Origin of the sequence: Microcystis viridis FACHB-1342 (genome assembly GCF_014698335.1) — a bacterium.
In the GTDB taxonomy this organism is placed as follows: Bacteria; Cyanobacteriota; Cyanobacteriia; order Cyanobacteriales; family Microcystaceae; genus Microcystis; species Microcystis ichthyoblabe_A.
In genome coordinates this window covers 89,947-112,413 of the sequence record NZ_JACJSV010000005.1, presented here as the reverse complement: position 1 = coordinate 112,413, position 22,467 = coordinate 89,947, and the positions used below count along the sequence as shown (strand labels likewise).

Sequence of the window (22,467 nt, the reverse complement as noted above, 5' to 3'; positions counted from 1 at the left end):
AATAAAGAGGTTTTGATAACCAAATTAAAGCAGCTCTAAAGAGTTTTGAGTTAAAAGTTAAACTTCAAGTTTTCATTCAGGACGAATGTACTGATTAACTAATTTTTTGGGGAAAATTAGTTAACCCGTGATTATAACATATAATTAATTTGCAAGAGTTCTATAGACTTAGCTCTCAAATGTCAAGCTAATTTTATAATCAGTTACAATCAAAGAGACCTACAACCTATTGAAAAATTCGGCATTTTTATTTTAACACCCAAACAATTTTTACGATTACTAGGAGAAATCAAACCATGAAACTAAGCACAAACATTCCAGATGTTTTATATCAACAAATTGAAACCTTAGCCAATAAACAAAACATACCAGTAGAGCAACTGGTAACAATGGCTTTATCTGCCCAAATATCCTCTTGGATGACTAAAGATTATCTAGAAGAAAAAGCACAACAGGGAAGTTGGAAGAAGTTTCAACAAGCATTAGCTAAAGTTTCAGATAGAGAGCCAGAAGATTATGACAAAATGTAACACAATTCTTTTTTGGTAAATCTATAGAAAAATCCCAAGTTAAAGCTGAAATTGTTGCTGAATACTTTTGGGCTAAGGAGAAATTTTTATTCGTGGTTCGCTTAATTTTTTAAGGAAAGGTTTTTAAATTTTTCTGTAACTTTTGTCCTGTATTGTTTCTAGCTAATAACTGTAGGATGGTACTCGAAGGTAGCTCGCTGTTCGGTCGTTCGTTAAGAAAAATGACTGGAAGGGTGATACTTAGTCATGCGTTTGGTAGCATGGCGGGAGAAGAAATGTAACTGTTATGGGCAAACCACAAATCGCCGTCCGAATTCCCCCACCTCTCCTCGCCGAACTCAACCAGTACGTCGAGCGGGTTGGCACGTCCAAGACGAATGTGATCATCAGCGCGATTGCTGCTTACTTGGGCTGTGCCGAGACTGTGCCGTTGAGTCAGAGGATGGCTGAGGTTGAGAGAAAGATAATGGAATTAGAAAGTTTGGCTAAAGGTAAGCGAGATAACATTTAGGGGAAATCAACACAATGACCGAAGATATCGCGACTCCCAGCAAAATATGGATTATTACGGGTGAATCTGATCTTCAAAAAACGCCCGCCGGCGCTAGAAGTAGCAGTGATATCGGGGGACGGCTCGGTGAACAGGAAAGATCGCCCGAAGTTGCGGCCACCGAAAGAAGTCAAGTGGATGTGTCCAAACTGAAGCTAGAAATGCAGGGCTTTCTCAAAGCGATGCGGGAAATGCTCGATGAAGCCGATCCTCCAAGCGCTAAAATCCGGCTCGATGAAGTGGAACTGTCTGTAGAAATTAATGGGGAAGGACAAGTTAGCCTGTTTGGGGTCGGGGGCAAAGCAGGAGGGAAAGGAGCGATGACGTTTAAGTTCAAGAGAAAAGATGGCTAAAAACTGGGTGATAGCGATCGGCATCAACGAGTATGACAACCTCAAGCCGCTGAAATACGCCAAGAAAGATGCGGAAGCGATCAAAGCTTGGTGTGAAGGGGAGGGAGGATTCGATCGCAGTGGGATATTTCTCTTTACCGAAGATTCTCCACCCATTCCTGCTAGTCCCCCCATTCCCACGCAGCCAACCTACGGTCGTCTCAAGCGGTTTCTTCAGAAGCAGTTCGAGACTCCCCTGCTTAAGTCTGGAGACAATCTCTGGTTTTTCTTTGCTGGTCATGGCAGGCGCTATCAAGACAAAGACTATCTGATGCTGCCGGATAGTGATCCGGGTAATGTAAGAGAAACGGCTGTATCGGTGGATTATGTCACCGAGCGGCTGCGGCGGTCTGGGGCCGATAACGTCGTACTATTATTAGATGCCTGTCGAGATGAAGACAGCCGAGGCGGTCTGGGCATTGGAGAAGAGGAGCATCAGGGAGTCATAACCTTTTATTCCTGTACTGCCAATCAGCAATCTTGGGAGATCGATGAGTTGCAACAAGGCTCATTTACTCATGGGCTGCTGGAAGGATTGCGGCGGCAAGGAGAAGCCAATTGTGCTACGGTCGAGCGTCTAGACGAATATCTGCGCCGTCAAGTCGAGCAAACTAACGCTAGATATGGGAAACCGAGACAGAATCCCTATCTAAAAGCAGAACCGCCCCACAAGCTCTATTTTATTTTGTTAGAACAAGTTGCCACGCTTAGGGACGTGCAACCCCTAAAATATCAGGCTTCCTTAGCAGAAAATAGGGGCGACCTTGACTTAGCTGAACAGTTATGGATTCGTGTCTTAGGAGCATCTCGTGGCGATTTAGAGGCGATCGAAGCTATCAAGCGCATCGCTCTAAGACAGTCTTCGATTCCTGCTACGGGTCGCGAATACGTCACGGGGTCCGAGGGAAATAGGTCATCGACCCCTAAACCTTCTCAAGAAACTGGACTCAAGGTATTTAACTTTGAGATCGTGGGAGTAAATGCGAAGGGTGAGCAAATCAAAAAAGAGTCGAAACAGTCCCAATATTTCAGCGAAGATTTGGGCAACGGCATCACCCTAGAAATGGTCGCCATCCCGGGGGGTACATTCACGATGGGAACAGAAGACGAGGAAATCGAAAGACTGGTTAAAAAATTTAATTGGGAAGGATTTAGAAAGGAAAGACCACAACATGAAGTAACTGTCCCACCCTTCTTTATGGGCAAATATCCCATCACCCAGGCTCAGTGGAGAGCGATCGCCTCTCGTACCGATTTAAAAGTTAAACAAGACCTTGATCTCAACCCGGCCCATTTTAAAGACCGTCCCGATAGCGATCGCCGGCCCGTGGAACAAGTCAACTGGTACGATGCCGTCGAATTCTGTGCGAGATTATCTAAATTAACGGGAGGGGAATACCGACTTCCCAGTGAGGCGGAATGGGAGTACGCCTGTCGTGCTGGAACCACCACCCCGTTTTACTTTGGGGAAACCATTACGGGGGAATTGGCTAACTACGATGCCAGCTATACCTATGCCGATGAACCCAAAGGAGAATGTCTGAACGAAACAACTCCCGTGGGACAATTTCCCCCAAACGCCTTCGGACTGTACGATATGCACGGCAATGTCTGGGAGTGGTGCGCCGATACCTGGCACGATAACTATGACAGTGCGCCCACCGATGGCAGTGTCTGGATAGAAAATGGGGATGATAATCGTTCTTCTCTGCGGGGCGGTTCTTGGTACAACAATCCAAATGTCTGCCGTTCTGCTTTCCGCAGCAGCTACAACCGCCGCGACTACAACTTCAGCAGCGGTTTTCGGGTGGTGTGCGGTGCTGGGAGGACTCTGTAACCCTTTTTCCCTTTTTTTCCCTTTTTACCCTCATTCCCTATTTTTTCTTTTTCCTTTTCTTTCCCGCCCTTAGGCGGGTCGATTTTTTTGAGAAAATGGCGTTAATGTTAAATTTTATTAAGGCAATCAAAGAATTAGCTGAAAATTCACCCGATCTCGCGTAGCGAGCGCGTTGCGACCAAAAGTCAACTTTTTGCCACTAAATACGGTGCTAGTTTCCTCGGTTTTCGTATTCTACCCGACCGAGTTCGCGTCAGGAATAGTAACCTTCATCGGGGTAGGAGAAGACTCAGACGATTGCAACAAGATTATGCGATCGGTACAATTGAATGGCAAGATGTAGAACGATCTCGCGTAGCGATGTTCGGTTGCTTTATCTTCAAAAAATTGAGGAAATAAATACAAGGCCCGGGAGACAAATCCCAATCCGTTCAGGATAATTGCTTTGACGACTTGCCCCGCTGTGACAATTTCTCCTCGCTCAATTGAGACTTGTTCGTTGATAATTTCAACGATTCCTATTTCATCGATAATTCCGGCTACTAATCCCAGATGGTCTAGATTTTTGACTTCAATTTCTGTTGATTGATTCCTGGTCGAACAGTCCACTCGCCTCAGTTTTCCAACAATTCCTATTTTTTCATAATTAGGGGTTTCAAGACCCCCCTAGCTGGTGCCGAGAAAACCTTCACCAGCTAAGTATTTTTACTCAAGTCTCTGGAGGGGGACAGCTTATGTGACAGTTGAAGGTGCGGAATGTGGGTTAAAAAACCTAGAAATCAGTTTTTAGGATGGTAAACAAGTTGAATATCGATTTTATTTTTCTTGAATTCCCACTCTTGATCTCTCAGCCTTCTGATCTTCCAGAAATTTTCCTTGTTGCCAGAGAACTATGATACAATGGCATCAAAAAATAGAGAAAAAATTTTTTTATCATGGACAAGGTGTCAACACCAAGCCTATCAATTGTTATTCCCACTAGAGAAGGATTCGCTGACCACTGGTTTAATGCGCTGACCGAGGTCAAGGGAGAAGTAGAATTTATCTTGGTTCATCCACCGGGAGCCCCTAAGTATCCCACTTCCGACCCTAGGGTACAGCAAATAGTCAGTCCCTTGCGGGGAGAAATTATTCAACGTGCCACAGGTTTGATCAATGCTACCGCTCCCTATACATTGACAATTAATTGTGATGAGTATATCAATCCCGACATTTCAGAAATTAGCCGTCAATACTTTTCCCGATTTCCTGATAGTTGGGTCATGAGACTTAGCCGGAAAGATGTTGAATTTGGTAAAAAAGAAATTCTAGAAGCTCCTTGGCTTTCACCAAAACTGATCGAAAAACTAGAAGTTTGTGGTAGGTCTCAAGGTAACTCTAAGCTATACGAACAAGGCAACTACCTATTGGAAATTCCCATTACTCCTATCGATAATAAATTTGACGTAATGTGTATTTTTAGAGGAAGAAGAGATCATCGAGGTCCGCATACAGAGAATTTTGACAAGAAGGTTTGGAAAACTTCTATAGCACAGGAAACCCTGAAGGATCTGGTGGGGTTAATGCCTTTTATGGGTCCGTTTAAGTATATTCCCTTTTGGTGTCTTGATCGAGTTTTGGGACTAGCTATACAAGCGAAGTTTTTTGAGCAAGGAAAAGGCAAAATTATTGGTCATCTCTTACCGATGCCAGAACAAATTCGTATTGAAAATAATCCACCTGAATACATACGATTTAATCGTTATGGTGTACTTTCTGAACTTTACTTAATCAGACGTTTTCCCCAGTACGGATATATGTGGAATCTCGTTATTCCCAACATCTTAAATGTGCCGCGAATCTTTATTCGTTCTCGCTTGGGTAAAGAGGTATGAAATATCAGTCTATCTGTAATCTGTCAAGGAAGTAAGTATTAAGACTTGCTTCCTATTTTTTAGCTGTTAACCTTAATTTAGCTTTTTAAATATTTGCCTAATTTTAATTTTCACACCGTTGTAAAATTCTTCAAAAAATAGATTCCAAAAGTAGCCATACTGGGGAAATTGTTTCACTAACAACATCTCTACCAACACTAACAATCGCACTGTTTTTAAGGAATAAGGCCTAACAATATATCTGATTTGACCAGGTTCGGGCATCCAATGACCAATACAAGCACCTGTTTGAAAAAATTTAGCTTGAATATATAGTCCGATTGCCCTATCTAATCCCCAAAGAGGCAACCAAGTTAAAAGTTCCGCCATTCTTGTCCCTTGAAACATTTCTGTGAGAGCTTCTTTAACTGCTGGACTTTTCCAAATGGTATTATTAAAAGGTTCCACATGACTTCCATGAATGTCTTTTCTCTTAGCGTAGGGCCAGAGAGCAACTTTTATATCAAAATGATTTTCTAGAGGAGCAATGGGAACCTCTATCAAATCCTGATAGGAATCTTCTCTTTTTCTGGCAATCCTAAGTTGCTCAAGAGATGGCAATTGCTGCCAAGGTCTTTTAATTTTTTCTTCATCTAAGTAGTTTATTTTTTCTTTAAACAAACGCAGCATCCAACTCTGAGGAAATTTCTCAAAGTATTCAAGAGTTAGAGATACAACATCCGGATGCACGAAGTCATCATCATCTAAAGCCAGTATATACTGACCGGTGGCGTTCATTAAACCGAAGGCTCTTTGAGGTGTTTCTCCTTTGTAGAGACTGTATAAAATTTTTACTCGTGGGTCAGCTATGAAGGCTGCAGTTGCGCCAGGAGGGTAAACTAAGATAAATTCTACGTTTCCCTGTACGGATAAAAGTTGTTGCAACCAATATCCGGAAAAATTTCCGATGGTCGGGCTAACAATAGATAATATCGGTTGATTGAAACTAGCAAGCATCTCTGGTGAATTTATTTAGAAATAATTTGACGATACAAACATAAATTTGCTGAACTTAGGTGACTACCAAGACTCTCTCAAAAAAATACTTTTCAGATGAGAGATGGTAATTCTTGTTGACTCTTATTGTAATCTTGGGGAATGCCTATGTCAATAAAATATTCGTCAGAAATCAAGGCATACAACCGAGTCGGAATTGAGGATCGACCAGCGATTGCTGAAGAAAAAACTGAGATTGGTCATTGGGAAGGAGATACAATCATCGGGGGCAACCATCTCGGGGCGATCGCTACCTATCTATGTAGATAAAACCTCCAAGTTTTTAGTGGCACGAGTCATGAAGACTCAGACTACCGCCGAACTCAATAGCACCACTGAAGTGGCTTTTGCGGGCCTACCAGCCTCTCATCTCAAGACTTTCACCTTCGATAATGGCCAGGAGTTTAGTGGGTACGAGCAGGCGGCTGGCTTAGGGGTTGAATAGACATCTCCAAAAATTATAACCCAGTCATAGCTTGCTTTTGGTCTGCGTACTAACCGAATGGTTCGATGGCTGGAATGTATATCTATCGTTGCTAATTCAATTTCACTGAAAAAATATGCGGCAATTAAAATAATTTTTATTCGGGTAGATTCCTTAACTAGAAAGACTTTGGGTCTTGAGATAATATTAGGTTGAGGTCTAATGTTATTTTGCCAATCTTTATCATTTTTGGGAGCGAGGACTGAAAAGACCTCTTGCAAAAGTCTTAAGTCGATCCTTGTACAGCAACATTTTTGAAGATTATCAACTACTAATAAATAATTAACTGAAAGTCCCTCCCATTATTGTTTCTATCGTTTGTTTTCGGATTTATGCAAGAGGTCTAAAGAACACACCAACGATCTCATGCGGCAGTTTTTCCCGAAAGGGACAAATTTCTCTCATCATCAAACAAACTCAGGTAGACCAAGCGACGGACTTAATCAACCATCGACTGCGAAAAGCCCTTGACTATAGCACTCCGTCTGAGGTATTCTTTAGTCAGACAGGTACTCGTACACTTCAAACTTGAGTTAGCCCTTGTTTGGCTCGTCGCTACGGGCAAATGCTCAAACAGTCACTGACTCACAAAGTTTTTTGGTATCATGTTTACAAAAACATCTAGAATTTTGCTTGAGTGAAGGAATCTATGTTTGACACAACAAAACCAATCAATCAAAAACAAATTATACACATTGGTCCAAGGTGTCATGAAGATTTTAACGTTACTTTAGCTGAAGCAATTAGGTCGGAAACTGGTATAGTAAGCCGCTTGATCGACTATCAATCTCTCAAGAATATGGACGCTTCCAGTGTTTTGTCTTCATTGATAACTCCAGATTGTTTAGGGGTTCTCTTACATTATAACTGTAGATACTACGATGTTCCCGATTGGCTCTTGAGAGTATTACAAAATCTCACAAGAACTAGAGACTTTAAATTAATTATCCTAGTCCATGAGTTCAACGCAACTTACACAAGAAAAGGGATAATTTTCCCCGCTTTCAGATTTTTAATAACTTCTTATCAAATCTTCAGATTAGCTGATTTAATCGTGACTACTACTTCCAGAATTAAAAATATAGTTTCACGATTGACTGGAAAAACCGAAGTTATTTGCTTACCAAATTTTTCTACTATGGGTGAACCTCAATGTATTCTTCCTCTCAAGGAACGCCCACCCTACTTTATTGTTTTCGGTTCCAAGTACACTCGTCCCCTAGTTTATACAAAATTCAGTAAAAACCTCCTAAAAGCCTGTCGAGCTTTAGGCATTGAACGCATTTATGATGTTGGTTATCCCTGTGATTTGAGTACCACAGAAGGTCAATTCAAAGGAATAGAGATAGTCCCTATGGGATTTCAGTCTAATCAGGTTGTTAGTGAATTGATGTTAACTTCACGGGGGGGGGTTCTGGATTATAGCCATTTTCCAAAAGATTTAGGCAAATCCACTGTCTTTGCCGCCTATGCCGCCCACGGTTTGGTTCCAGTTCTAACAGACTATAACCCTTCTGAAGCGGATGGAGTAGAAAATAATAAACATTATTTAGTAGCTGATGAAAATCTGTCTAGTCTCGATTTGAGTCAACTTCAGCAAATTGCTGACAACGCTCACAGATGGTATCAAGACCATAATTTGATCAAAGTCGCCAAGTTTTACGGTTCGTATTTTAATCCTGAGGTTAAACCTGATTTCGGAAATTAAAAAGTTCAGGTAATTCAATCTGACTTTTTTCGTAATCTTGGGGAATGCCTATGTCAATAAAATATTCGTCAGAAATCAAGCCATACATGGGAATTTTCTCGGTATAAACTTTGAGAAAGTCGTCCTCAAAAGAAAATTTTGATGGCAGATCAAAGCTGGATAATATGTTTTTCCCTGCACAATATATGCCGCCATTAATATAGCCCTTATCTTGATATTTTTTGGATTCAAACCCGATAATTTTTTGGTCATCGTCTAGCAGAACATTATTATAACGATCAAAGTCAGTTAGGGGCTTCAGAGCAACAGTTATCAGGGATTTCTTTTGACTATGTAAATTAATTAAGGCGGATAAATTGACATTAAACAAGGTATCTCCGTTAACAATTAATGCTTGTTCGGTTTCAATTTTATTGAGTGCCAACCGGATTGCTCCTCCAGTTCTCAAGGGTGTATCTTCTATCAAATAAGTTAGCTCGTATTCCTTGTATTTATAACCAAAATGATCGATAATTTTCTGATGTTCATAGCCCACAGAAACTAAAAATTTGTTGGTAATTTTTTGAGAGATTAGGTAATCTAATAGATATTCTAAAAAAGGCCTGTCGGCAACGGGAGCCATAGGTTTTGGTAAACTGTTGATGACTGATCGCAACCTAGTTCCTAACCCACCCGCCAGAATAATTACATCCATAGATACACCTCAAAAATTTGAATTATTGCCAATCTTTTAAAAACTATTTTTAGGGTTACAGGGATAATCCTTCCCCGTTGATGCTTGGTTTGCTATAATGTCCATGCTTGGGTTCCGTATTTGGTAAAATGAAAATTAATCACTTGGCCTCCTTCTGATTTCAAAGCTTTTATTACTTCGATTTTCTTGGTAGGATCGACCATAAAGATAATAAAACCACCGCCACCAGCTCCTGATATTTTGCCTGAATAGGCCCCGGTTTCCCTAGCTACCCGATAAATGCGATCAATCTGCGGATTACTAATTAATTTGGATAATTTCTTTTTCGCTTCCCAAGAAGTTCTCAGAATTTCTGCTATCCCCATAAAATCTGATTTAAGCAGTGCTTCTTTAAAGAGAATTGCCTCTTTTTTGAGTTGATGGGTAGCGGCGATCGCTTGTTCATTTTTTTCTTGGACATTCTGAATTTGATCCTCAATTACTTGAGATGAGTAGCGAGAAATGCCTGTATAGTAGAGGATCAGAGAGACTTCCAATTCATTGATCACCCAATTTTTAATCCGCAAAGGATTAACTATGACTCGATCTTGTTCATAAAATTCCATAAAATTAAAACCGCCAAAAGTGGCAGCGTACTGATCCTGTTTGCCCCCTAACCAGCTTAGATCAATTCGTTCGATCTCGTAGGCTAAATGGGCGATATCATACTCACCTAGGGGTAATTTTAACAGTTCCACAAAGGCTTTAACCATGGCTACCGCTAGGGTAGAAGAAGAACCTAATCCCGAACCAGCCGGCGCATCGGAAAAGGTAGTGATTTGCAGCGGCAAAGGTTGCCCTTGATTAAAGTCTTTAATCAAACGATTATAGACCGCTTTATGCAGATCGAGAACGCCGTTATAGGGGAGAGGAAACTGGAGGGTTTCTATTTGTTGTTCTCCTCGATCGGCGGCAACAAAAATGACTTGTTTGTCAGTAATTTCCGTGACTGTACAGTAGGCATAGAGATCGATAGTAGCGTTGAGAACGTAACCCCCATAAAGACTACAGTAGGGCTCCACATCGGTACCACCACCACCTAAACCTAATCTTAAAGGAGCTTTGGTTCTGATGATCATAGGTAGGCTGTTTAGGTTGATTTTTTGCTAGGAGATTTTAGTTAGGAAAGAGCGCTTCTTCGATCGCTAAACAAATAGTATGGAGAACAAAACCATGACCTTCTTGAATGCGCGGGGTACTGATACTAGGAATCATCAAACAATAATCGGTTTTTTGCTCTAGAGCTAATCCCTTCGCCCCAGTTAAACCGATGCTAGTGAGACCTTTTACTTGACAAACTTTGAGAGCTTGATGGATATTAGCGGAATTTCCCGAAGTGGAAATACCGATAAACACATCGCCAGGGTTTCCTTCCGCTTCTATCTGGCGGCTAAAAATATATTCGTAGCCATAATCGTTGGCAATCGCTGTTAAACTGGCGATATCGCTATTGAGGACGCGAACTGGCAAAGACTGTCTTTCTTTCAGAAATCGGCCGTGCAGCTCACCGCCAAAATGGATAGCATCGGCGGCACTGCCTCCATTACCAGCCACTAATACTTTGTGGTTATTGCGATAAGCATTGATACATACTTGGCAAATCTCTTGGATTTTTTCTAGATATTTTGTCTCGGTTAGTAGGTTTTTTTTCAGGACATAAGCTTCCTCCAATTCAGTCTTGATTAAAATTGACAGAGACGGATCACTCTGGAAACTATCCAATTTTTTGTTTGATTTTTCCACCATTGGCATAGGTTTGATTTTCCAATTTTTATTAGTTGAATAAATTTAACTCTCAATCATTCTGTCATTATATTGAATAGTATCAAAAGACGAGAATCGCTCTCCATTAATTGGGTATAAAACCCCTAGCACGGTAGAATTGATCACGGGACAGGAAAAACAGGCCAATGATAGTTCTAGAAAAACCTAGAGCGATCAAGTCAAAAGAGTGATTTTTTGCCAGTTATTCTGGGAATATACCACAAACGCCCCAACCCTAGCACAATTTGTTTTGTTTGTGAATAAACTTTTGATCTATTCTGGCCGAGACGAGGGATTTCTGAGCGGGGGTTCAACCTTTGCCAGTCTTGGCCTTTTGTTTGGCTGGACAAAAATGTTAACAATTCCTGACAATACCGCCGATATAATCAAAAGCCCAAAGGCCTGACAGCGTATAATATGCCCTGATTGCTATACCCTGACATCTAGATAGTAAAGAGAAGCAATTTAGCCGAGAAAACTAGCACAAATCGCGACAATCCCTCGAATTTTGTCTGTCCATCGGTTCAAGCTCTCGTTTCTGACAGAAGAACTGAGAATTCTAGTCCCCGACTCGAAAAAGTCCAACATCAATGAATCCTTTCCCCGCAATTTCCGTCAATGACGGCCACCAGAAATATCCGTCTCCGCCACATCTTGGCAATTCTGACCGCGAAAGCGAAGATAGAGCAAAAAAGAACAAAGCCTTATTTCTCGATCGAGATGGGGTAGTTATTGACTATATTCCCTATCTGAGTAAACCAGAACAGGTGAGCATTCCCGCCGGGGCAGCGGCTGCCTTAAAACAGTGGCAGGATGCGGGTTATCTGCTGATCATCATCACCAATCAATCGGGACTTGCTAGGGGCTATTTCACTTGGGACGATTTGGCGGCGATTCACGGGCGTATGATTGAGGAATACCGACAATTGGGCGTGCATTTTCACGATCTTGCCATCTGCCCGCACCATCCCGACGAAGGTTGTCCCTGCCGCAAACCCTCCCCCTATCTGCTGCTGACAGCCGCCCAGCAATACGGAATTGACTTAGCCGGCTCGTTGTTCATCGGCGATGCGCCCAGTGATCTAGAATGCGCCCTAGAAGCTGGTTGTCAGCCCGTATTACTCTTAACAGGGCGAGGAAAAGTCACTTTTGGGGAGATCGAGAAATACCCAGTTGAGATTCCCGTATATAGCCAACTAAAGGAAACGGTAGAATTATTGTCAAAAACCGCTGCCGAACCAGAATTATGAGAATATTAGTCCTTTTTTGCAATAACTTTCCCTATCCACCTAGTCGCGGGGCAACGGAGGGGAGAACTTTTAACCTGATCAAATGTCTTCACCAAAACCACGATGTCACCCTGTTTGCTCGTCGGGTAGAAAATGTCACGGAAACTCAGATCGAAGAATTAAAAACCTTTACCAATCATCTTGTCTTATTTCCGCCCCAGGAAATTCCCGAACCAGGCAAGGGACTGACAAAACTAATCGGTCAAACAGGGCGCTTTCTGGAGGCAATAGTACAGATGACCCCTGCTAGTGTTCTTAGTTATCGTTCGCCGCTAATTCAAGAGCGAATAGATGAATACGTCGAGCAGCAAAAATGTGATGTAATTATCTGCGCTCAGAGTATCAGCGAGATTTTTATCCGGCCAGAATACCGTCAGCGAGTCAAAACCGTAGTAGATATTCACAGTTCCGTGTATGGTTGGACACGCAATCATTTGGATAGAGGAGCCTCCACCTATCCCCTGCGGGATTTTCTCTATCTGCCCCTACTCTATCAGTACGAAAAACGTTACTGTGCCAAGTTTTCGCAATTGGTGGCCACTACCGATTATGATCGCGAACAATTATTAAAAATCCTCCCGGATGCACGGGTGGATATCGTGCCTAATGGCGTGGATTTAGCCCTGTTTCCCTATCGTCCTCGGGATCCCGGCGGTCATAAATTGGTCTTTGTCGGTGCCATGAGTTCCACCCATAATATCGATGCCGCCCGTTTTTTTGTTTTAGAAGTCCTGCCAGTCATTCAACAGCGATATCCCGACACCACTTTAACCCTAGTGGGGGCCAACCCAGCACCGGAAGTTCTCGAACTGGCCAAGTATCCCGGTGTGAGGGTGACGGGAACCGTTCCCTCGACAGTGGAATATTTACACCGAGGAACCGTTTGTGTGGTTCCCCTGCGGGTGGGATTGGGAATCAAGACTAAAACTCTAGAATCCATGGCCGCGGGGATTCCGATTGTCGCCAGCGATCGCGGTTTAGAGGGTTTAACGGTGGCAGCAGCGGGAATTCCCCCTAGGGCGCTGCGGGCTAATAGTGTTGCTGAGTACGTTGCAGCGATCTCTAGGTTGTTCGATGATCCTTCTGTGCGAGAACAACTGTCCCATAATGCCCGGGCGATGGTGGAATCGGAGTACACCTGGGAGCGAGCGGGACAAAGATACGAGGAAATTTTGCAGGACTAATATTATTTCTTAACCCCGAAATTTCCCTCGAGACTGTTAGAGGGTTTTACCGCTATAAAAATTGATTTTTTGGAGCCTAATCATGAAAGTTTTAATAGTAGGAAATTACGTCAACGATCGGCAGATTAGTATTAATCGTTTTGTCGGTTTAGTGGAGAAAGGACTCAGACAAAAAGGACACGAAATTCGGCGAGTGCAAGCACAGCCTATTTTCGGTCAACTGAAGCCTTCTCCCCAGGGAATCGGCAAGTGGTTAGGGTACATCGATAAGTTAATTATTTTCCCAGTGCAGTTACGTCAGCAGCTTGATTGGGCTGATATCGTCTGCATTTGTGATCAAGCTTTATCCTATTTAACTCCCTATCTAAAAGATCGCAAATATTTTATCATCTGTCATGATCTGCTGGCCATCCGTTCCGCCCTAGGAGAAATTCCTGAAAATCCCACCAGTTGGACGGGAAAACAGTATCAGGCGATGATTTTGCGAGGATTAAAACAGGCTAAATATGTTGTCTGTTCTTCCGAAGCTACTCGTGCCGATGTTCTCCGTTTAACTAAAATTGCTCCCGAACAAACGGAAGTAATTGAGGATTGCTTGAATCAGGGATACAGTCCGATGACAAAAGCAGCAGCAGTAGCTCTGGTGGGCAAATTTAATATCAACCGTGATTATCCTTGGCTAATTCATGTTGGAGGCCGCCAATGGTATAAAAATCGATTGGGATTGCTGAAAATATTCAAGAGGTTAATCACTTTCTCTGGTCTGGAAAATTGCCGATTGATCCTGATGGGAAAACTTTTGCTGCCAGATATGCGAGAATTTGTTAATCAGAATAACTTGTCCGCACAAGTAATCGAATTAGGAACCGTCTCTGATGATGACTTACGCGCCTTTTATTGCCTAGCAACTGCTTTAATTTTTCCCTCCTTTCAGGAAGGATTCGGTGTTCCCGTGATTGAAGCTCAATCCTGTGGTTGTCCCGTCTTTACCTCCAATCGTCTCCCCATGACTGTTATCGCTGACGATGCGGCAGTGTATTTCGATCCCACCGAACACGAGGCTGCCGCTACTATTATTGCAGAAAATCTTCTCGCTCCCGATCGCCTGGAAGATTTGAGGCAAAAAGGTTTTATCAATGCCACTCGCTTTACTTACGAAAGAATGATCCAATCCTACGACCAATTATTGCCAAAATTGTAGTCTAGAGCTTTTTGGCGACTCATTAAGTACCTAAGCAAAATTAATTACACATTTCGATAAAGCTTTTGCCTTTTGCCTATCCTAACCAAGAAATTAATTTTGCACGACTACTTATCATCATTCCTTACATCAAAACAGCACAATTACCTGTTATCTCCCGAAATAACAAACTACCATCGGTCAAATTGAGCAGCGGATCGGCAGCCCGTTCGGGATGGGGCATCATTCCTAGCACATTTCCTGCTTTATTGGTAATTCCTGCAATATTATTTAACGATCCGTTAGGATTTCCTGACTCATTTACCTCTCCTGTGGGAGTGCAGTAACGAAAGAGAATTTGACCGTTATCCTCCAGGGATTTTAACGTATCTTCTGCGGCATAATAACGCCCTTCCCCGTGAGCAATGGGCAAATTAAGCACCTGTTGTGGTTGATAGCCTCGCGTCCAGACAGATTGATTATTTTCCACTTTTACCGGCACTCGATCGCAAATAAAATGTAAATCGCGATTACGAATTAACGCACCGGGTAGCAGCCCAATTTCCGTTAATACCTGAAAACCATTACAGATGCCTAAAACTAATTTACCTTTTTCGGCTTCTTCTCGGACAGTTTTCATCGCTGGCGAAAATCGAGCGATCGCACCACAGCGCAAATAATCGCCGTAACTAAATCCCCCCGGCACCACAATCACATCCACATCCCCTAGATCCGTCTCTTGATGCCAAATATAGCGGGTGGGTTGCTGAAAAATACCCTCTGTCACCGTTGCCACATCTCGATCGCAATTCGATCCGGGGAAAACAATAATCCCAAACTTCATAATTTTTAACTTGGTTAAGTTTTTTAGCAGAAGGTGACAGATAAATTTTAATTATTTGCCCTACCTCCCGTCTTCTGACTTCTATCTACTGACAATGCAAATCAAAGCGATAATTTTCAATTACAGGATTAGCCAATAGTTGATCGCACATTTGATCCAATTGTTCGCGGGCGCTGGTTTCGTCTGCTGCTGTCACGGTAAGCTCAATATACTTACCAATTCGCACCCCGGCCACAGTATCATAACCTAATTGCTTTAATCCCGACTCTACCGCTGTACCCGCCGGATCGAGAACCGAAGGGCGCAGGGTAACATAAATAAAGCACTGATAATTTTTTGGCATAGAATTAACTTTGATCGCTGACCTTTTTGATATGAAATCCCAACGCACCCGATCGCAAGAGCGCATTATCCACTTACTCAAAACCTTAAATCGGGCAGTATCCGCTCAGGAATTGTTTGTGGAACTCCGTCAGCGTGACCAAAATATGGGGTTAGCCACTGTTTACCGCGCCCTAGAATCCCTAAAATTACAGGGTGCAGTGCAGGTGAGAACCCTAGCCACAGGAGAATCCCTCTACAGTTCCGTTCAGCAGGATCAACACCATCTTACCTGTATTCATTGCGGTCGGTCTATCGTCTTTAATGAGTGTCCCGTTCATGAATTGGAAGAAAAACTCGAAAAATCCCACCAATTCAAGGTTTATTACCATACTCTCGAATTTTTTGGACTTTGCGATCGCTGTCAACCCAGCTAAGTGTGGTGTGTACTACATTTAAACTGCTGATCGGGAAAATTTTAGTACAAATGCTCGGGCTGGCAACTCCAGAGCCGTCTTAGAACAGTTAAACTGTTGTTTGTCCCTGGGCTGTTTTCAGGGGGATTAACTCCGGTTGACTGTATTGATGATGACTGTTGAGGGGGGATAACAAGGGGAAAAAGAGCTGATGTAAACTAATTAATTGAGCGAGGGTTTTCTTGAGATGGGTACGGGGAACGATCGCATCGACAAACCCGTGTTTTAACAAGTATTCCGATGTTTGGAAACCTTCCGGTAATTTCTCGCGCAAAGTCTGTTCAATTACCCGTTTACCAGCAAAACCGATAGTAGCCTTTGGTTCAGCAATAATAATATCTCCCAACATGGCAAAACTGGCCGTGACTCCTCCCGTGGTGGGATTAGTCAAGACGGGAATATAAAGTAACTTTGCTTCCCGATGCCGGTTAAGAGCGCCAGAAATCTTGGCCATCTGCATTAAACTTAACATTCCTTCCTGCATTCTCGCCCCACCGGAAGCGCAGATGATCACCAGGGGCAAACTTTCATCGGTAGCTCGTTCCGTCAAACGACAGAGTTTTTCTCCCACCACCGATCCCATGCTACCCCCCATAAAACGGAAGTCCATCACCCCTAAAGCTAAGGGTAAACCATCGATCGTCCCCGTTCCCGTCTGGACAGCATCCGTCAGACCAGTTTTTTCTTGGGTTTCTCGCAGGCGATCGCTATAACTTTTCCGATCGCGAAATTTGAGCGGATCCGTCGGTCGAATCTGTTCATCAAGGGAATTCCAAGTATTAGCATCCACTAACTGGCGAATTCTTTCTTCACTTTCCACCCGATTATGATGACCGCAATCGAGACACACCAGTTGATTAGCTAATAAATCCTTCGTATAGGCCAAAACGCCGCAATTGGGGCATTTTGTCCATAAACCGTCGGCTATTTCCCGCTCCTGTTGTTGTTGAACCTTGGGTTCTGTTTTTTGGCGATTTGCAAACCAATCAAATAGAGACATAGTTTAAAATAAAGATAATTTATCGACTTTCTTCTAGAGGACTTAATAACAAAAGTGCTGTCCAGCGATCTTGGGGACGTACTTGTAGAGCGGACTGATGACCCTGGCCGCAATAAATACCAGGGCCAATAGCGATAACGCGACTGGGGATGTCGTGAGCTTTGAGCATTTCCTGCAGCCAATCGGCTTCCCAACTACTGGGGGTTGTTCTAATGGTGATCCAAGACACGGAAGACTATTGTATCAAGATTTAATTACAGGATAACTTTTTTACAACAAAGGGAAAAAAATGGTTTGATAGGCTGAGATGATCTTATCACTCCAAAAGACACTCATCAGAGCGCCGAGGGCAAGAAATGGCCCAAAGGGTATAGCTTGTTTTTTCCCCATTTTACCAAGAAAAATGCCCATAATACCGATCGCCGCCCCAATAGCGCAGGCCAGAAAAGCGGTGACTAATAATGCTTGCCATCCTAACCAAGCACCGATCATGGCCGCTAATTTCGCATCTCCTCCCCCCATGGCCTGTTGTCCGAGAGCAAAACTCCCCCCCCACCGGATTAGATCAAATAACCAGACTCCTAAAACCGCACTAGCGATCGCTGAAAAAAGATAGACAACACTTTGATTATTTTGCCAACCTAAAAGAGTCTGAAAAACTATCCCTAAAACTAATCCCGATTGGGTGAGGGAGTTAGGAAGCGTCATCGTGTCAAAATCAATCAAAGCTAAAGCTAATAACCAACTGAGGAGAATCCAATAGCCGAGGGTCTGCCAAGAAAAGCTAAAATCTCCTAAAACCAGACAAAATAACAAACCGGTAAAAGTTTCGACCGCTGGATAACGGACAGAAATCGGGGTTTTGCACCAGCGACAGCGACCCCCTAGCCATAACCAGCCGAAAACGGGTATATTCTCGCTTTTCCCCAACCTATGGTGACATTTCGGACAGTGGGAAGGGGGATAAACTAGAGATATCCCCTGAGGTAATCTATAGATGACCACGTTTAAAAAACTGCCCACCGAGGCACCCAAAGCGAAGACAAAGGCAAAAGTAACTAGATGAAAGAGGGTTTCCATCCTTAAACTGGCAGATAATTGATTAGTTTGTCATCGCCTATTATAGGTGATAAAGATGCCACTATCTCCCCTCTTAAGCATCCAGTAATAATATTTCAGGTTCATCCCTAAAGGTGAATTTTCTTCTGGGCTTTTTTAGTGGATAATTAGCGGGGATAACCCTACATAATGGGTGTAAAACCGCACTATCAGCCCCAAGGGGAACCTGACAAAATTAAACTATCGCAGTCAACGAGGACAAATTAATGAAACCGATTGTTGAATCTTTTTACAACTGGTACAGCAGCAAAATTACTCACCCTAAATATCGTTGGATTATCATTCTGGGAACTATGGTTTATCTTTTTAGCCCCCTCGATATTTCTCCTGACATTTTCCCGATTATTGGTTGGATCGATGATGGTATTGTCCTCACCCTTTTAACCACGGAATTATCGCGATTAGTTCTTGATTATCGCACTCGCCGTCCCGGGAGAGTAAATAATCAAACTGAAGTTTCTTCCCCAACCAATACCGTTGATACCGATGCTGTGGAAGTCAGAAGTTAGAATTCGGAAGTCTCAATTTTGACTTCTGAATTCAGGAGATTGCTGTTATTTACTCTCCCCCCGCAACGCCCACGAATTGGTCTCCTCACACCCCACAGCCCATCGGGAGCATCTCACCTTTGTAACCCCTAAATCAGGTTTTTATGTCAAGCTATTTTGAAAGCATTGCTAGAAACCAGTTTTATGGATAAGTATAATTACTCGCTTGCATAAATGAGATGCTCTCCCCTCGCCCCGCGTTCGGTCAGCTTTTTTTAGTTCGAGCAATGCCATACGCCAGTGTGGAAATTTTCTTACCCATCGCATCATACAGGTTCAATTCATCGCCAGCGTCATTCCAAATAGCCGTTTTACTGGCAAAAGAAAAACCACCAGTTTCAGAATGTACTTCGTTGGTATAAACCCGAAAAGTCTTGCCAGACGCTAAAACAGTATTTGCTGGGAAAGTAAATTGCTGCCTGGCACTGCCGACCGAAGTGATTTTCCAACCTGAAATATTGACGGGATGATTGCCGCGATTGCTAAGCTCAACATATTCGTCAGATTGTGTTTTCTTAACCAGTCCTTTATAAACCAAGTTAGACATAAACACGTCATCCTCTGCGGTGATGCTAAACTCTTCTGTTTCGATGGTCTTCGGTTTAGGTGGCTCAGAAGTTGCTGGCGAAGGCGTAGGTTCAGACCGTGCTGGTGCATTTGGATTAATATAGTCTGCGGTTGCAATCAGCCCTTGATTACTACCAGTCATTACAATGTTGGCAGTGGCATTTGGTAATAAACTGATTGAATTGCCGTTGTTTTGATAAAGGGTTTTCACATTGCTAAACAATGGATGGCTTGGGCTGGTAACCGCTAGGCTACCACTGATGTTGTTATAAACGCCGTCAAATTTCAAACCAAAAGCTGTCAAAAACGTATTCCATTGACGCGCCTCTGCTTGGCTGCCACCATGCCCTGTGCCTGCGCAAAGATAGACTTTACCGCCGTTTTTGACATAATCAATTAATACTTGATTATCAACTGGGTCGCCACCTACAAAAATGGCATCATATTGAGCCAATGCTACCGCATTAATGGCAATGTTCATGCCTTTTGTCCAAGTATGCCCAGCACCAGTCATGGTACGCTCAAGCGTTGCGCCGACCAATCCAAAGTTATTGGACAAAACATGAAATTTTCCCTGTGTCGTTCCTACAAAATATGTGGCAACATTCAACGCAAAAGTCGCGGTATCAGATACCGATTGAAAACCAGCATCGCTTAAAACCCACTCGTCATTATGAACAATAATTCGACCATTGGCTGGTTTTTCGATTGGTACAAACACGGGGGCATCATCGCCGCCCGTAATGGTTGATTTTGATTTTGTCATAATAATTTTCTCCAATGACTAACTGCATAATATACGGAAAAGTGGCTCTTCGGTAATTTTTATCCTACATTCCGCACCTAGTCATTGAAATCAACAGTTGCTCTAGCCCTTGTATAGTAAAACTTTTAGCGATTACTAAGAATTATGAAGTGTCACACTCTAGTCAGCGATCGCTGGTTTAATGAGAGTTTATCTAGCCCATCTCCCTAAACTGAAATCAAAGAACTATCGACGGTGGACAAAAGTGTTTGCACCTCCTCATCGCTGGTTTGGGAAAAGTCCTCGTACCAAAGAGAAATTGATCTCAATTCGTAGGGTTTATGTAGGCAAATTACTCGATCAACTAATTTTTCTAATTGATCACAGACTTCCGGCGGGGCAACAGGAACAGCAATAATAATAGCAGCGGGATTTTCAGCCTTAAGGGTCAGAATCGCCGCTTTAATCGTTGCTCCCGTAGCGATCCCATCATCTACTAGAATAATCGTTTTTCCCGTCACGTCCGGAAAGGGGCGTTCACCTCGATACAAACGATCACGTCGCTCTAATTCGATCATTTCTTCCTTTGCTACCCGTTCCATCATCGCCTCCGATAGGTGCAAGTCTTCAACAACACTTTCATTGATTACCCGCACCCCATTCTGACCGATCGCCCCAAAAGCTAACTCTTTGCGCTCCGGTACACCTAATTTTCGCACCAAACACAGATCTAGCGGTAAATGTAACCTTTGGGCAATTTCAAAGGCGATCGGAACCCCACCCCGGGGCAAAGCCAACACTAGCGCTCTAGCACTATTGGTATATTCTGTCAAGTAAATAGCTAACAGTCTCCCAGCCGACCGCCGATCTTTGAGCAGATAAGTCATAATGCCCTCCTAGGGGCTAATCCCCATGGGGATCCCTAGTTTCCCCTGCCTTTATTCTATATTTCTCCGCTCATCTCTAGGGGAAATGTTAAGAAATTTAGCGAAGGCTTGACATTTTTTCAGCTAACCGCAGTTTTTCCAGGCTGGAGATCGGCTAAAATCTTAGGCAAAAGGGTTTTGTAAAGTTAGGTAACAAACATGAATCAAAGTTTAAGTGATGCGCTAGAGCCGATCGCCGCTGCCTTTCGCAGTCTCGGAACTCCCGAACCGATCGTTCATTGGGGACATCCAGTCATGATGGGGATCGTGGTTTTAGTTATGGGTAGTTATACTGCCTATGCCGGTTGGCAAAGCCGTTTAAGCCAAGATGGGGAAGTAGTAGCCAAAAATCGGGCTGATCACCGCAAACTCGCCCCCTGGCTGTTTTTATTTATCACTCTCGGTTACACCGGCGGTATTTTATCCCTAGTCATGCAGAAACATCCCATCCTCGAAAGCAGCCATTTCTGGACAGGATCGATCGCCATCGGTTTATTAGCTTTTAATGGATTATTGTCCCTAACTGGCTTCGCTGGCGGGAAAAAAGAACTTTTCCGGACTGTTCACGCCTATATCGGCAGTATTGCCCTAATTTTACTGCTGGTTCACGGTGTTTTTGGTCTTCAGTTAGGATTATCTCTCTAGTTGGTTTATTTATGGCTGCGGGTGGGCCAATTCCCACCCAGAAATTTTTCACGGTGAAGACTGTGGCCAAGGCCAATAATTGAAGAAATCATGACTTTAAGCGCTATTGTCGGGATTCTGCGTTTAGAATTAACAGTTAATTCACCAAGAAGGTATCGTCACGCAACGAGGAGATAGATATTTTGAAGAAAGTAGAAGCGATTATCCGACCCTTTAAACTGGAAGAGGTGAAACTCGCCCTAGTTAACGCGGGCATTGTCGGCATGACTGTCTCCGAAGTTAGAGGTTTCGGTCGTCAGAAAGGTCAATCGGAACGTTATCGCGGTTCCGAGTACACCGTCGAATTTCTCCAAAAACTCAAGATCGAGATCGTCGTCGAAGATAAGCAAGTCGATATGGTCGTCGATAAGCTGATTTCGGCAGCCCGTACCGGTGAAATCGGAGACGGTAAAATCTTCATCTCCCCCGTGGAACAGATCGTCCGCATCCGTACCGGAGAAAAAGACCTGCAAGCGATTTAACGTCCAAACAAGGGATGATAGTACAATCCTGTCATCCCCCCCATTGAAACTAATCCCCATCAAGCAGTGTAACCTAATTTGATAGCGACCACCAACGACCGATTCCCCCAAACCAAAACTTTGTACCTCACCATTAAGATAAATACTATAATTGCAATCTGCTGAATATCAGTTTAAGCCTTGCTATAAAAGAGT

At 43.1% G+C, this 22,467-nt stretch carries 26 protein-coding genes and 3 pseudogenes; 16 read left to right on the top strand and 13 right to left on the bottom strand.

The features are described 5' to 3' along the window. The first annotated feature begins 296 nt into the window (after positions 1-296). From H6G40_RS03550 to H6G40_RS03535, 4 genes are all read left to right on the top strand, one after another. Positions 297-530: a hypothetical protein gene (locus tag H6G40_RS03550; protein WP_190537289.1), complete on the top strand. Its 234-nt coding sequence runs from the start codon at positions 297-299 to the stop codon at positions 528-530. Positions 531-816: 286 nt separating this feature from the next. Next, positions 817-1,041: a DNA-binding domain-containing protein gene (locus H6G40_RS03545; RefSeq protein WP_069475515.1), complete on the top strand. Its 225-nt coding sequence runs from the start codon at positions 817-819 to the stop codon at positions 1,039-1,041. A 14-nt stretch (positions 1,042-1,055) separates the two neighbouring features. Then, complete coding sequence (locus H6G40_RS03540; protein WP_069475516.1) at positions 1,056-1,433, top strand: Pepco domain-containing protein; 378 nt, start codon at positions 1,056-1,058, stop codon at positions 1,431-1,433. Beyond that, positions 1,426-3,309 carry an SUMF1/EgtB/PvdO family nonheme iron enzyme gene (locus H6G40_RS03535; protein ID WP_190537287.1) on the top strand — a complete coding sequence of 628 codons (1,884 nt, stop codon included), beginning with the start codon at positions 1,426-1,428 and terminating at the stop codon, positions 3,307-3,309. Before H6G40_RS03540 ends, H6G40_RS03535 begins: the two co-directional genes overlap by 8 nt. 360 nt (positions 3,310-3,669) lie before the next feature. On the opposite strand, the pseudogene H6G40_RS03530 reads toward H6G40_RS03535, so the two are convergent. Beyond that, positions 3,670-3,885, bottom strand: a pseudogene (locus H6G40_RS03530) (DUF4277 domain-containing protein); the annotation flags it as partial. A 359-nt stretch (positions 3,886-4,244) separates the two neighbouring features. Between H6G40_RS03530 and H6G40_RS03525 the strand changes: the two are divergent. Continuing rightward, positions 4,245-5,183 carry a hypothetical protein gene (locus H6G40_RS03525; RefSeq protein WP_002746562.1) on the top strand — a complete coding sequence of 313 codons (939 nt, stop codon included), beginning with the start codon at positions 4,245-4,247 and terminating at the stop codon, positions 5,181-5,183. Between the two features lie 72 nt (positions 5,184-5,255). Here the strand turns inward: H6G40_RS03525 and H6G40_RS03520 are convergent, their stop codons facing one another. After that, on the bottom strand, positions 5,256-6,179 hold the full coding sequence (locus H6G40_RS03520) for a glycosyltransferase (RefSeq protein WP_069475519.1): 924 nt from the start codon (positions 6,177-6,179) through the stop codon (positions 5,256-5,258). A 92-nt stretch (positions 6,180-6,271) separates the two neighbouring features. Then, positions 6,272-6,364 (bottom strand): annotated as a pseudogene (locus H6G40_RS23035) (D-glycero-D-manno-heptose 1-phosphate guanosyltransferase); the annotation flags it as partial. On the opposite strand from H6G40_RS23035, the gene H6G40_RS03515 reads away from it, so the two are divergent. From H6G40_RS03515 to H6G40_RS03505, 4 genes and pseudogenes are all read left to right on the top strand, one after another. Then, positions 6,327-6,488: a hypothetical protein gene (locus H6G40_RS03515; protein ID WP_199309343.1), complete on the top strand. Its 162-nt coding sequence runs from the start codon at positions 6,327-6,329 to the stop codon at positions 6,486-6,488. The pseudogene H6G40_RS23035 and the gene H6G40_RS03515 sit on opposite strands and share 38 nt — an antisense overlap. A 28-nt stretch (positions 6,489-6,516) precedes the next feature. Beyond that, positions 6,517-6,663 carry a hypothetical protein gene (locus tag H6G40_RS03510; RefSeq protein WP_176721689.1) on the top strand — a complete coding sequence of 49 codons (147 nt, stop codon included), beginning with the start codon at positions 6,517-6,519 and terminating at the stop codon, positions 6,661-6,663. A 387-nt stretch (positions 6,664-7,050) separates the two neighbouring features. Next, positions 7,051-7,234, top strand: a pseudogene (locus H6G40_RS24095) (IS30 family transposase); the annotation flags it as partial. A gap of 117 nt (positions 7,235-7,351) precedes the next feature. Beyond that, positions 7,352-8,410 carry a hypothetical protein gene (locus tag H6G40_RS03505; protein WP_069475520.1) on the top strand — a complete coding sequence of 353 codons (1,059 nt, stop codon included), beginning with the start codon at positions 7,352-7,354 and terminating at the stop codon, positions 8,408-8,410. Here the strand turns inward: H6G40_RS03505 and H6G40_RS03500 are convergent. From H6G40_RS03500 to H6G40_RS03490, 3 genes are all read right to left on the bottom strand, one after another. Continuing rightward, positions 8,388-9,104, bottom strand: a complete 717-nt coding sequence (locus H6G40_RS03500) for a nucleotidyltransferase family protein (RefSeq protein WP_069475521.1) — start codon at positions 9,102-9,104, stop codon at positions 8,388-8,390. The two genes, H6G40_RS03505 and H6G40_RS03500, sit on opposite strands and share 23 nt — an antisense overlap. 92 nt (positions 9,105-9,196) lie before the next feature. Continuing rightward, on the bottom strand, positions 9,197-10,222 hold the full coding sequence (locus H6G40_RS03495) for a GHMP family kinase ATP-binding protein (RefSeq protein ID WP_002734194.1): 1,026 nt from the start codon (positions 10,220-10,222) through the stop codon (positions 9,197-9,199). Positions 10,223-10,259: 37 nt separating this feature from the next. Beyond that, a complete protein-coding gene (locus H6G40_RS03490; protein WP_069475522.1) occupies positions 10,260-10,895 on the bottom strand; it encodes a D-sedoheptulose-7-phosphate isomerase in 636 nt (211 codons plus the stop codon). A 602-nt stretch (positions 10,896-11,497) separates the two neighbouring features. On the opposite strand from H6G40_RS03490, the gene H6G40_RS03485 reads away from it, so the two are divergent. From H6G40_RS03485 to H6G40_RS03475, 3 genes are all read left to right on the top strand, one after another. Then, positions 11,498-12,157: a D-glycero-alpha-D-manno-heptose-1,7-bisphosphate 7-phosphatase gene (locus H6G40_RS03485; protein WP_002777674.1), complete on the top strand. Its 660-nt coding sequence runs from the start codon at positions 11,498-11,500 to the stop codon at positions 12,155-12,157. Further along, complete coding sequence (locus H6G40_RS03480) at positions 12,154-13,380, top strand: glycosyltransferase family 4 protein (protein ID WP_069475523.1); 1,227 nt, start codon at positions 12,154-12,156, stop codon at positions 13,378-13,380. The genes H6G40_RS03485 and H6G40_RS03480 overlap by 4 nt, the downstream gene beginning before the upstream one ends. Before the next feature lie 82 nt (positions 13,381-13,462). Further along, entirely contained in the window at positions 13,463-14,581 is a 1,119-nt protein-coding gene (locus H6G40_RS03475) for a glycosyltransferase family 4 protein (RefSeq protein ID WP_002794615.1), read from the top strand. Between the two features lie 124 nt (positions 14,582-14,705). Here H6G40_RS03475 and purQ read toward each other — a convergent pair whose 3' ends face one another. Both purQ and purS read right to left on the bottom strand, forming a co-directional pair. After that, positions 14,706-15,404: a phosphoribosylformylglycinamidine synthase subunit PurQ gene (gene purQ / locus H6G40_RS03470; protein WP_002732490.1), complete on the bottom strand. Its 699-nt coding sequence runs from the start codon at positions 15,402-15,404 to the stop codon at positions 14,706-14,708. A gap of 85 nt (positions 15,405-15,489) precedes the next feature. Next, the gene (gene purS / locus H6G40_RS03465) at positions 15,490-15,747 is read right to left on the bottom strand and encodes a phosphoribosylformylglycinamidine synthase subunit PurS (RefSeq protein ID WP_002732994.1); all 258 of its coding nucleotides are present in this window, start codon (positions 15,745-15,747) and stop codon (positions 15,490-15,492) included. Between the two features lie 31 nt (positions 15,748-15,778). Between purS and H6G40_RS03460 the strand changes: the two genes are divergently transcribed. After that, the gene (locus H6G40_RS03460; protein ID WP_002734059.1) at positions 15,779-16,162 is read left to right on the top strand and encodes a Fur family transcriptional regulator; all 384 of its coding nucleotides are present in this window, start codon (positions 15,779-15,781) and stop codon (positions 16,160-16,162) included. An 88-nt stretch (positions 16,163-16,250) separates the two neighbouring features. Here the strand turns inward: H6G40_RS03460 and accD are convergent, their stop codons facing one another. From accD to H6G40_RS03445, 3 genes are read right to left on the bottom strand one after another with little or no spacing between them, the layout of a single operon-like run. Next, on the bottom strand, positions 16,251-17,201 hold the full coding sequence (accD, locus tag H6G40_RS03455; RefSeq protein WP_069475524.1) for an acetyl-CoA carboxylase, carboxyltransferase subunit beta: 951 nt from the start codon (positions 17,199-17,201) through the stop codon (positions 16,251-16,253). Positions 17,202-17,220: 19 nt separating this feature from the next. Then, entirely contained in the window at positions 17,221-17,430 is a 210-nt protein-coding gene (locus tag H6G40_RS03450) for a hypothetical protein (RefSeq protein ID WP_069475525.1), read from the bottom strand. A 41-nt stretch (positions 17,431-17,471) separates the two neighbouring features. Next, positions 17,472-18,281 (bottom strand): prepilin peptidase, encoded by an 810-nt coding sequence (locus tag H6G40_RS03445; RefSeq protein ID WP_069475526.1) that lies wholly within the window; start codon positions 18,279-18,281, stop codon positions 17,472-17,474. 245 nt (positions 18,282-18,526) lie between these two features. Between H6G40_RS03445 and H6G40_RS03440 the strand changes: the two genes are divergently transcribed. Beyond that, positions 18,527-18,829 (top strand): YkvA family protein, encoded by a 303-nt coding sequence (locus H6G40_RS03440; protein WP_002732007.1) that lies wholly within the window; start codon positions 18,527-18,529, stop codon positions 18,827-18,829. Positions 18,830-19,073: 244 nt separating this feature from the next. On the opposite strand, the gene H6G40_RS03435 is transcribed toward H6G40_RS03440, so the two are convergent. Together H6G40_RS03435 and H6G40_RS03430 are read right to left on the bottom strand one after the other, a co-directional pair. Then, positions 19,074-20,201, bottom strand: coding sequence for a lamin tail domain-containing protein (locus H6G40_RS03435; RefSeq protein ID WP_002734271.1), 1,128 nt, complete (start codon positions 20,199-20,201; stop codon positions 19,074-19,076). Positions 20,202-20,407: 206 nt separating this feature from the next. Further along, positions 20,408-21,067 (bottom strand): phosphoribosyltransferase, encoded by a 660-nt coding sequence (locus H6G40_RS03430; protein WP_002732903.1) that lies wholly within the window; start codon positions 21,065-21,067, stop codon positions 20,408-20,410. Between the two features lie 198 nt (positions 21,068-21,265). On the opposite strand from H6G40_RS03430, the gene H6G40_RS03425 reads away from it, so the two are divergent. Beyond that, a complete protein-coding gene (locus H6G40_RS03425) occupies positions 21,266-21,751 on the top strand; it encodes a DUF4079 domain-containing protein (RefSeq protein ID WP_069475527.1) in 486 nt (161 codons plus the stop codon). Between the two features lie 182 nt (positions 21,752-21,933). Continuing rightward, positions 21,934-22,272: a P-II family nitrogen regulator gene (locus H6G40_RS03420; RefSeq protein WP_002732427.1), complete on the top strand. Its 339-nt coding sequence runs from the start codon at positions 21,934-21,936 to the stop codon at positions 22,270-22,272. Positions 22,273-22,467: the final 195 nt, after the last annotated feature.